Genomic DNA, 9,122 nt, shown 5'->3' with positions numbered 1-9,122 from the left:
ATCATGTAATATTTTGCTAACAGTTACAATTTTTAAAATTATACCAGATTTTAGCCCGTTAATGATATATTGCCAAAATTCTTCTTCAACTATATCATGCAATTCTAACATATGGTAAATCTTAAATTTCATAAGAGCCAAGCTTAACCGAGGAGATCTTACATATATATAGGATGAATGAAGTTTTTTCCTATTTAAAAATATAAAAGGAATATAGTTAAAAATTTTCCATCTGGAATGAAGAAATTGAGAAAATTGTATAACTATTTCATCTGAAATTCCAAGCTCTTTTAATCTATTTATATACGGCAGCTTAGATTTATACGGAGACATGTAAATTTCAAAATCATTATAAATTGAATGAATAGCATCTGCAGTTTTCAAAGTCTGTATGAGATTGGCTCTGTTTCTATGTAATTTTGATGTACTTATATAAACAATCTTTTTATTTTTCATAATTCACCTAAAATAGCCATTTAAAAGAGCAGAAAAATATTGTCAATAGCTACTCACAAAGTCCAAGTGCTTTAGCGTATTCCTTACAACTATTTTCAATGTTGTATCTTCCCACGGCTTTGCTTAAGATATCTCCTGAAATAGGATTTTCAAGGGTCAATTTGATTGCCTTTTTTAATTCCTCAGGATCTCCAGGAGGAACTAACATCCCATATTCTCCACTGTTTAATATTTCCCTTGGACCACTGGGGCAATCAGTGGAAACCACAGGGATTCCAAGGGCCATGGCCTCAATTAAAACATTTGGGCATCCTTCCCAGAGTGAGCTTAAAACAAATAAGTCAGCTTTTGCCATAAATTTGTAAGGATTTTCCTGATGACCAGGAAGCCAAACCCTGTTACCTATATTTAGATCGCTAATTAATTTTTCCATTTTTTTTCTCTGTCTGCCCTCTCCTAAGATGACCAGTTTGGCAGGAATATCTCTTTGCAATAAATAAAATGCCTTAATCAGCGTTGGGAAATCCTTTGATTTTCTAAAGCCTCCTGCGCCAAGTATAATAGGTTCCATTTTATTTAAGAACCATTCATGATTTACTTTTTCTTGAGCGAGTCTAAAAATTTCAGGATCTATGGTGGGATTTGGAATGACCTTTACTTTTTCTTCTGATATGTTGGCAATCTTTATTATATCATTTGCCACGCCTTGAGAATTGGCTATGATTAAATCTGCCCTAGAAAATATACGCCTTAACTTAATTTCGGAAATAAACCTTTTAAAAAAAGGTCTAAAACTATCTCTTTTAGAAAATGTAGTTCCATGTCTCAACACGACTTTTGTCTTACCCTTAGCTAATTTCCTGGCACTAATGGCCTCACTATCTCCTCCTTTTGTGGATAAGATCACCTTAGGTAAATTGGTATTTATATAATTTACAAGTTCTTTGATTCTTCTTTTCTTCAGTGTACTTACATATATTATTCTTGTATTGTTGAGATGATTTTTTTTTATTTGTCTTACATCATTTTGAACAATTAAATCCACATTATAATTTAGTTGAGACAGTCCTCTGCATAGGTGCAAACTCATTCTATCTGCACCACCATTTCCAAATGAAGGAATAAATATAGCAACATCAACCTGTTTTTTCCCCATAACTATATTCAATATGCTGGTAGGCCAAACACCCTCAATTTCCTTTTCGGTTTCTACCTTTCTTTTGCTGTATACTACAGCTATTCTTAACTCCTCAGCCGCCAATTCCCAATTTTTGAAAAACAAGCCCTATAATTACCCATATGACAATTAATAATATCAATGAATACAATGTGTTCATCTAACCTCCAATATTTAATTTATTACCTGTTAGCCTAAGTAGGGCCTCCAGATATCTATTTTTAGTGTTTTCAATAATTTCTTCTGGCAAACGTGGAGGTGGGGATTTTTTGTCCCAATTTTTAGAGAGCCAATCCCTTAAATACTGTTTATCAAAGCTCTTTTGGGACCTCCCTTTCTCATACTCATCCTTTGGCCAGAACCTTGAAGAATCAGGGGTTAGGACCTCATCAATTAAAACCAACTCGTTATTTATCATTCCAAATTCAAACTTGGTATCAGCTATTATAATTCCCCTGTCCCATGCGTATTCACTGGCGTTTTTATAAATATTTATTGATATCTCCTGAACCTTTTCAAATATTTCTTTTCCTATTTTTTCAGCAGCCTGTGAGACTGTTATGTTAATATCGTGTTCACCAACCTCTGCCTTGGTAGATGGAGTAAAAATAGGCTGTGGGAGCTTTTCTGATTCAACAAGACCGTTGGGCAGTTTGTGCCCACAAACAGAACCTGTTTTTTGATAATCTTTCCAGCCAGATCCTGTTATGTAACCCCTTACAATACATTCTATTTCCAGGGGATTTGCTTTTTTTACTATAACAGACCTTTTTTCCAGTTCATCTGAATATTTTTGTAAGGTAGAGGGAAAATTTTTCAGTTCAGTCTCAATCAAGTGATTTGGGACCAGATCTTTAAATTTTTCCATCCAGAAAATTGTTATAAGATTTAATATAACCCCTTTATAAGGTATTGGATCAGGCAGGATAACATCAAAGGCAGACATCCTGTCAGTTGTGACAATAAGTAGTTTCTCTTTGTCAATTTCATATATGTCCCTAACCTTACCCCTGCTAATTAGAGGGTATTCTGTAATATTAGTCTTTGTTACAATTTGCATAAAAACTCTCCCATATATTGTCAGCGGATTATCTATATAAAAAATAAAAAGATTATTTTACCTTAATCAGACAAGAATGTTTAGTAATCAGAGTTTTAAGTTTTATTTATTTTTTTCCTTAATTCCATCGCTTTTTGGCTAATGGCCTCTAAAGTTAGATCTTCATCTAATCCCTCTCGCCACTTTGTATAATCAAAAGGTTCTCTCTGAATAAGAGCAATAAATCGTTCTGCTTCGATATCACCAAGGTGTTCTGCAAGAATTTGTACTCCCTTTAACTTAATCTCTGTATCTGTAATCATTAGAATATCTCCTTAATAAATCCAATCGGGTCATTAATTTTTATTTGCGTTAATAAATTTGCTTTTTTAAGAATGTGGTCGTCAGTACTAAGAAAATATTCACATCTGCCAATAATAGCACAGGCAATATGCAGTGAATCAACCTTTTGAAATCCTTTTCCATTTACTTTTTTTGCGGTCTCAATTAGTTGGGGACTTTCTTCTATATCCTCTACAGCATAGAGCTTCCATTTTTCTATTCGTATTCTTCTTTCTTTATAAGGATTTTTATTATTTTCATAATCAAGTATATATGACCATACAAGTTGAAATCTCCCTGACCTGATCTCTTCCTGAATTTTTAATTTTGCCTCGGTTTCAAGTCGAATTCTGATTTGCGATTGATCGTCAAATGGCCTATTAAAACAACAATTATCTAGATATAATTTCATAAATAAAACTTTCTTTAACTATTTTTATTTAAAACCCTTATCTCTGAACTTTTAGCATGAGCCTCCAGCCCTTCTAACATAGCCATCCTTGCGATTTTAAAACTGTTATTTTTTATGTAATCCCTGGATGCCCAGATGAGATTGGTCTTTTTATAAAAGGTCTGAACAGAAAGTCCAGAAGAAAATTTTGCAGTTGAGGTTGTGGGCAAGACATGGTTTGGACCGGCAAAGTAGTCACCAACTGGCTCTGGTGCAAACTCGCCTAAAAAAACACAACCTGCGTTTTTTATCTTTGGAATTATTTTCCAGGGATCTTTTATGTGAATTTCCAGATGTTCAGGTGCAAGATCATTGGCAATTTCAATGGCTTTATCTATATCTGGAGTAGTAATAATAGCGCCCCACATACTTAATGACTTTCTGGCAATTTCTCTTCTACTTAATTTATCTACCTGGATCTCAAGCTGATTTATGACTTCGTGTACCAATTCATTTGAGTTGGTGATAAGTATTGAGCACGCCATTTCATCGTGTTCTGCCTGAGATAAGAGATCTGCAGCAATAAAATCAGCTCGTCCAGACTCATCTGCTACCACTACAATTTCAGAAGGGCCTGCCACCATGTCAATGCCAACTTCTCCAATTAAGAGTTTTTTTGCAATGGTCACGTATATATTCCCTGGACCAACAATCATATCTACGCGGGGGATACTCTCTGTGCCATATGCGAGTGCACCTATAGCCCATGCGCTGCCAATTTTATAAATATTGGTTAAGTTTAGTAGATTTGCTGTGGCAAGTATATAGGGATTAATATCTCCTGATTTTGAAGGTGGTGTGACCACCACTATCTCCTTTACCCCTGCAATCTGTGCAGGAACTGCATTCATAATCAATGTGGAGATTAACGGGGTAGAGCCACCTTTTCCCCCTGGCACATAGAGCCCTACTTTTTCAATGGGAGTTACCAATTGTCCCAGGATCAAAGAGTCACTTTGAGGTTCTAACCAGGACTTTTCTCTTTGATAGTTGTGAAATTTTCTTACATTTGAGATGGCCTGTTTTAATATTTCAATGTCTTCTTTAGGGATATCCTTAATGGAATTTTCTATCTCCTGTTTTGAGACCCTTACCTTTTTTATAGAAAAGTCTGGACAATCAAACCTCTTACTCATCTCCTCCAGATATTTATCTCCCTTTTCCTTTACCTCTCTTAAAATCTCTCTCACCACCTCTTCCAGTTCAATGTTTGTGGTCTTTCTCTTCTCAAGTATTTTTTTCAAGTTTTCTACGTTTAGATAATCAAAAGTTTTTATCATAAGAAATTACCCCTTTTTGAGAATTGTATTGAGCAGATTAAATAGACGCTGGTCAGTTAATAGCTGGTAATAAAAAAAAAGGCAATGGATCTACATGCGGTTTAAAAGGATATATAGTTTAGATATATCTCTTTTATCCAGATTGGTTAAACCAAATTTTCTTGCCATATCTATAGCCTGTTCATATTCATTGTATGATATGGTTTTACATAGTTCAGGGAAATTATTTGCATCACCACATGGCCTATATTGATCCATTATATTTAAATATGTGTTTTGGGAGATCTCTTTTGCTATAAATTCCAGCCATTTTTCAGTATCAGCAAGGCCATTAGGCATGATGAGATGCCTTACAATTAAGCCCCTTACTGCAATATTATTTTTATCCAATATGAGATCCCCAACCTGGCTGTGCATTGTCTTAATGGCCATTTGGGCAACTTCTGGATAATCCCTTGCCTTTAGATATTTTTGACTATGATTGGGGTCAAAAAATTTTGTATCAGGCATATAAATATCTATAACTCCATCCAGGAGTTCTAAAGTATCCAACTTATCATATGATCCTGTGTTATAAACAATGGGAATTTTTAACCCCAGATCTTTTGCTATTTTTATTGCTTTTATTATCTGGGGAACCACATGGGAAGGGGACACCAGGTTTATGTTATGTGCCCCCTTTTTTTGGAGGGTAATCATGATCTTGGCAAGGTCCTGTTCTGAGACCTCAAAGGAACCTTCAACACTGTGGCTTATCTCATAATTTTGACAAAAAACGCATCCAAGATTGCATCCCGCAAAAAAGATGGTACCAGAACCATTTGTTCCCACTAAAGGAGACTCTTCCCCAAAATGGAGATTGTAAGAGGCAACATATCCATACCTTCCAGTCTTACAAAAACCTGTTTCTCCCTTCATTCTATTTACTTTACAATTTCTTGGGCAGAGTGAACAGGAATTTAATTTTTCAAAACCTTTTTGTATTTTATCATTAAATATTTTCTCATCTAGGTTCAGATATCTTGGATTCATATTTGGTTTAGACCCCTTCTACCAGTTCTTTTATAACATTTACAGTGGTCTGCAAACTGGCATACTTTAATGCCATTCCAATTAGTTCACATAGGATAAGTAGGGATTCTAAATCTTGTTCTTCTATATTATATGTCTCTTCAGTATAGAGTCTTAGGGTCCCAATGGCTTTTTTTTGAAATATAATGGGAACGCCAATAATACTTTTTATTCCTTCTTGTTCAGCTTGCTTGGGATATTGGACCCTGGGATCATTTTGTGTATCTTTTATCACTATAGGATTTAGAGTCTTTATGCACTCAAGGCTTTTTTGGGGATCAACTGGTCCTTTAACCAGATATTCAGAGCTTAACCCATAATTTGCCAATAATTCCAGTTCCTGGTTTTCTTCATTTAACACATATATAGTGCATCCTTTAATTCCCAAACTGGATGCTATTAAATTACACATATACGATGCCATTGTCTCTATATCTTGAATTTCCGCAATGGCTTGGGATATCACCCTGAATGTATCAATTGAAATTAGGCCTTGCTTTTGCATATTTTCCCCCTTTGATTAAATTAAAATAATTATTTCCTTGTCTTTTAATAAGGATATTAATTTCATAGAAACGCTTTCCCCAAATGTGGATATTCTCTTTCCTGATGCCCTATTTAAAATAATAGTGGAAAAGTTTTTATTTTTGATCACTTCCAATATATCTTTGGCTATGCTTTCTTTTTTAGGCGTAAATAGAAATTCCAATTGCTCTTCTGAAAAATTATTTTCCAGGAACAACTCCTTTAATTTAAAAAATTCTTCTTCTTTTTGTCTGAAATCTGTAATTTTTTTCCCTAGATTTTTTATAAGTTCACTTTTGCCTAAGGTAAATGCACCGATTTTAGGGATTGGAGAGTGAAGGTGAAGTACAGAAATAAAAATTGAATTATCTCCAGAAAAATTTTTTATGGCGTAGTGGATTGATTTTTCATCCCGTGGCTTAAAATTATATGGGATTAAAATTTTTTTTCTAAACATATAATACCTCCCTTTTTTAGATAAATTCTTATACAATTATTATTAATTTAAGTCAAAAAATGAAAAAAAGTCAATTATAATAAACAAAAACAATTAAGGGAAATAGTATTTGAGCTTTTAGCTAAAAATGGATTTAGAAAATATAACGTTGACTTTTTAACAAGATTTCTATAAAAGGATTTTTGTTTTTGCCCGGGTGGCGGAATTTGGTAGACGCAAGGGACTTAAAATCCCTTGGGGCCTTGTCCCCGTGCCAGTTCGATTCTGGCCCCGGGCATTTTTAATGTTTAAAAATTGCTTTTAAACTTTGTTTCCACCTACTTAATAAATCCTTCCTAACACTTCAAAATCAAAACAAATTAAAAGTGAGTATAAAATTAACCATATTTTTTTAATTTGCCAATTAATACTTCCTATATTATCTTGAATTGAAAAAAGTCAAATATAACTATGTGAATATAATAAAAAGTTAGGGGAAAATTATATGAAGAGATTTATACTATTAATTGTTCTTAGTGTCTTTTTTTTGTGTGGTTGTGCTGGATTGGAAGTTGCAATGGAGAACTCAAAGGTTGAGGTAATATCAAATCTAGACAATGTGCCTTTTTTTGATTCAAAACCTGGTCAAAGTGTTTATTTGCGGATTGAGAATTTTAGCAACTATCCAGAGTTAAATGAAGTGGCTGCACTGGTTGCTAATAGATACAAAAAAAGGGGATTTATAATCACACAGGATCCAGATAAGGCCCATTGGATTTTAGAGGCAAAGATTGTGAACGTCACCAAAAGGGATATTTCTGCAAGACAGGTGAAAGGAACAGATACAGCAGGTGCTGCAATAGTAGGTGGTGGGGTAGGTGCTATGTCAGGTGGAATCCTTGGGGGAAATTCAAGGGATGTACTTGCTGGTGCATTAATAGGTGGAATTCTAAATGGAGCCGCATCTTTAACTGTGGATTCTTGGGTTAAACTTGGATATCTAACAATAATTACTGATATACAGGTGAAAGAGAAAAAAGGAAGCCCAGTTATGTCTCAGAGTACAGGGAGTGAAAAAATTGGTGGAGTTCAAAACAAATATAGAACACAAGGTGAAACTAAGTGGATGAAATATAGATTTCAGGCCCTAACTAGAGCTAAAAAGGCAAATTTAAAATGGCAGGACTGTAAGGATACAATGGTCTCTGAGATATCTAGAATCCTGTCAAGTATTTTATAAGGGTTTGTTATGATAAGAAAAAAGTATCTTCTTTTCTTAATTATAGCTATTTGTTTTGTCCTGATTTCCAGTTGTGCAACCCACAAGGAACTGACTCCTTTAGATATTCAATCAGAAAACGATAGGTCTATTTATGTTGATAAAAATGTGTGGTTTTGGATGGTTCCAAAGTATTTTAATAGCTGGTATGAGATACTAAAACTTAAAAAGTCCATATGTTTTAGATTAGAGGACTATTTGAAAAAGGTTGGATGGAATGTAGTAGGATATCATGAAAAGAGGCATCAAAAGATATATAAAGTCACCAATAGGATTTTAGTTGATCCTTATAGTGGTAATCCAAACTATAGACAATGGATATATAGAAGTAGATGGAGATACAAGTTAAAGTTATCAGAACAAGATATTAACTATATAATCAGTTCAAATTACCTATTGACTTTTTTGATATATCCTGATCCAGACAACTTATATGAATATAGATATGATATATACTTAATCAAACTCAAAAATCCATCTCAGATCAATAACTTTTTAGCGGGGCACAATAATACAATATCTTTTAATGATATGGTGTATAATTTATCAGACAAAATAAAGAAAATAGAAAATAGAGAACTCCTTTATACGCCTAATAAGATTGTTGCATATGCTGCAAGTTCTATTTTCTTTGATTTGAAAAGGGAGGGGATGTTGTGATCAACCAATATAAAAAAGAAAATTCCTGATCTCCATTTACCTCATTAGATCCCCTTACATAAGTTCGCTCAATAAATCTAACAAGATTATTTTGGTCTAGTATTAAAAGGATAGATGTCCTGGTCCCGTAATTTTCATCCTTTACAAATATAGGGGATAGAAATCTCTCAAGTTTAATCCCAACACCAGTGTTAGGTAATTTTTCCCGACTTTGACAGGACTTTTACTTTTTTGAATATTTTTTTATAATTTCATTAATAAAATTAACAAGTTAGGCACAATATATATAAGACCCTACTATACAATTAGGGTAATCATTGGTTTTTATCTAATATTAAAAAAACTAGAACACTGTTCTTGGCATTGTAAGACCCTTCTTGTATGAATATGGCATGGCGCATTTGCA

The 9,122-nt window shown here is 33.8% G+C and carries 11 protein-coding genes, 1 tRNA gene and 1 pseudogene; 3 read left to right on the top strand and 10 right to left on the bottom strand.

Features of this window, described 5'->3' with window-relative positions; genetic code table 11:
• The 9 genes from ACYQ0O_RS12755 to ACYQ0O_RS12715 all read right to left on the bottom strand — a co-directional run.
• A partial coding sequence (locus ACYQ0O_RS12755) for a hypothetical protein (protein ID WP_459893679.1) occupies window positions 1–333 on the bottom strand: 333 nt, incomplete at its 3' end.
• Window positions 334–505: 172 nt separating this feature from the next.
• Entirely contained in the window at window positions 506–1,612 is a 1,107-nt protein-coding gene (locus tag ACYQ0O_RS12750; RefSeq protein WP_459893677.1) for a glycosyltransferase, read from the bottom strand.
• A 181-nt stretch (window positions 1,613–1,793) separates the two neighbouring features.
• On the bottom strand, window positions 1,794–2,693 hold the full coding sequence (locus tag ACYQ0O_RS12745) for a phosphoribosylaminoimidazolesuccinocarboxamide synthase (protein WP_459893674.1): 900 nt from the start codon (window positions 2,691–2,693) through the stop codon (window positions 1,794–1,796).
• Window positions 2,694–2,788: 95 nt separating this feature from the next.
• A complete protein-coding gene (locus tag ACYQ0O_RS12740) occupies window positions 2,789–2,995 on the bottom strand; it encodes a hypothetical protein (protein WP_459893672.1) in 207 nt (68 codons plus the stop codon).
• Entirely contained in the window at window positions 2,995–3,426 is a 432-nt protein-coding gene (locus ACYQ0O_RS12735) for a PIN domain protein (RefSeq protein WP_459893669.1), read from the bottom strand. Before ACYQ0O_RS12735 ends, ACYQ0O_RS12740 begins: the two co-directional genes overlap by 1 nt.
• A 14-nt stretch (window positions 3,427–3,440) precedes the next feature.
• Window positions 3,441–4,745 (bottom strand): histidinol dehydrogenase, encoded by a 1,305-nt coding sequence (gene hisD, locus ACYQ0O_RS12730; RefSeq protein ID WP_459893665.1) that lies wholly within the window; start codon window positions 4,743–4,745, stop codon window positions 3,441–3,443.
• A 90-nt stretch (window positions 4,746–4,835) separates the two neighbouring features.
• Window positions 4,836–5,777, bottom strand: coding sequence for a radical SAM protein (locus ACYQ0O_RS12725; RefSeq protein WP_459893662.1), 942 nt, complete (start codon window positions 5,775–5,777; stop codon window positions 4,836–4,838).
• A 7-nt stretch (window positions 5,778–5,784) separates the two neighbouring features.
• Window positions 5,785–6,321, bottom strand: coding sequence for a GAF domain-containing protein (locus ACYQ0O_RS12720; RefSeq protein WP_459893659.1), 537 nt, complete (start codon window positions 6,319–6,321; stop codon window positions 5,785–5,787).
• Window positions 6,322–6,336: 15 nt separating this feature from the next.
• Window positions 6,337–6,798 (bottom strand): adenine nucleotide alpha hydrolase family protein, encoded by a 462-nt coding sequence (locus ACYQ0O_RS12715; RefSeq protein ID WP_459893657.1) that lies wholly within the window; start codon window positions 6,796–6,798, stop codon window positions 6,337–6,339.
• A 190-nt stretch (window positions 6,799–6,988) separates the two neighbouring features.
• Here ACYQ0O_RS12715 and ACYQ0O_RS12710 point away from each other — a divergent pair.
• The 3 genes from ACYQ0O_RS12710 (at window position 6,989) to ACYQ0O_RS12700 (ending at window position 8,716) form a co-directional block, all read left to right on the top strand.
• A tRNA-Leu gene (locus tag ACYQ0O_RS12710) sits at window positions 6,989–7,075 on the top strand.
• A gap of 207 nt (window positions 7,076–7,282) precedes the next feature.
• Window positions 7,283–8,017 carry a complement resistance protein TraT gene (gene traT, locus ACYQ0O_RS12705; protein ID WP_459893654.1) on the top strand — a complete coding sequence of 245 codons (735 nt, stop codon included), beginning with the start codon at window positions 7,283–7,285 and terminating at the stop codon, window positions 8,015–8,017.
• Window positions 8,018–8,026: 9 nt separating this feature from the next.
• Window positions 8,027–8,716 (top strand): hypothetical protein, encoded by a 690-nt coding sequence (locus ACYQ0O_RS12700; RefSeq protein WP_459893652.1) that lies wholly within the window; start codon window positions 8,027–8,029, stop codon window positions 8,714–8,716.
• Here ACYQ0O_RS12700 and ACYQ0O_RS12695 read toward each other — a convergent pair.
• Window positions 8,679–8,912: pseudogene (locus ACYQ0O_RS12695) on the bottom strand (NRDE family protein); the annotation flags it as partial. The gene ACYQ0O_RS12700 and the pseudogene ACYQ0O_RS12695 sit on opposite strands and share 38 nt — an antisense overlap.
• Between the last annotated feature and the right edge of the window lie 210 nt (window positions 8,913–9,122).

It is taken from the genome of Desulfothermus okinawensis JCM 13304 (assembly GCF_054654515.1).
The sequence above is the reverse complement of the archived record's forward strand: the minus strand, read 5'-3'. Positions and strand labels throughout refer to the sequence as shown.

Bases quoted from the DNA above. Each gene is read 5' to 3' on its own strand.
- ACYQ0O_RS12750 (WP_459893677.1), bottom strand. From the start codon at position 1,612: ATGGGGAAAAAACAGGTTGATGTTGCTATATTTATTCCTTCATTTGGA.
- ACYQ0O_RS12745 (WP_459893674.1), bottom strand. From the start codon at position 2,693: ATGCAAATTGTAACAAAGACTAATATTACAGAATACCCTCTAATTAGC.
- ACYQ0O_RS12740 (WP_459893672.1), bottom strand. From the start codon at position 2,995: ATGATTACAGATACAGAGATTAAGTTAAAGGGAGTACAAATTCTTGCA.
- ACYQ0O_RS12735 (WP_459893669.1), bottom strand. From the start codon at position 3,426: ATGAAATTATATCTAGATAATTGTTGTTTTAATAGGCCATTTGACGAT.
- hisD (WP_459893665.1), bottom strand. From the start codon at position 4,745: ATGATAAAAACTTTTGATTATCTAAACGTAGAAAACTTGAAAAAAATA.
- ACYQ0O_RS12725 (WP_459893662.1), bottom strand. From the start codon at position 5,777: ATGAATCCAAGATATCTGAACCTAGATGAGAAAATATTTAATGATAAA.
- ACYQ0O_RS12720 (WP_459893659.1), bottom strand. From the start codon at position 6,321: ATGCAAAAGCAAGGCCTAATTTCAATTGATACATTCAGGGTGATATCC.
- ACYQ0O_RS12715 (WP_459893657.1), bottom strand. From the start codon at position 6,798: ATGTTTAGAAAAAAAATTTTAATCCCATATAATTTTAAGCCACGGGAT.
- traT (WP_459893654.1), top strand. From the start codon at position 7,283: ATGAAGAGATTTATACTATTAATTGTTCTTAGTGTCTTTTTTTTGTGT.
- ACYQ0O_RS12700 (WP_459893652.1), top strand. From the start codon at position 8,027: ATGATAAGAAAAAAGTATCTTCTTTTCTTAATTATAGCTATTTGTTTT.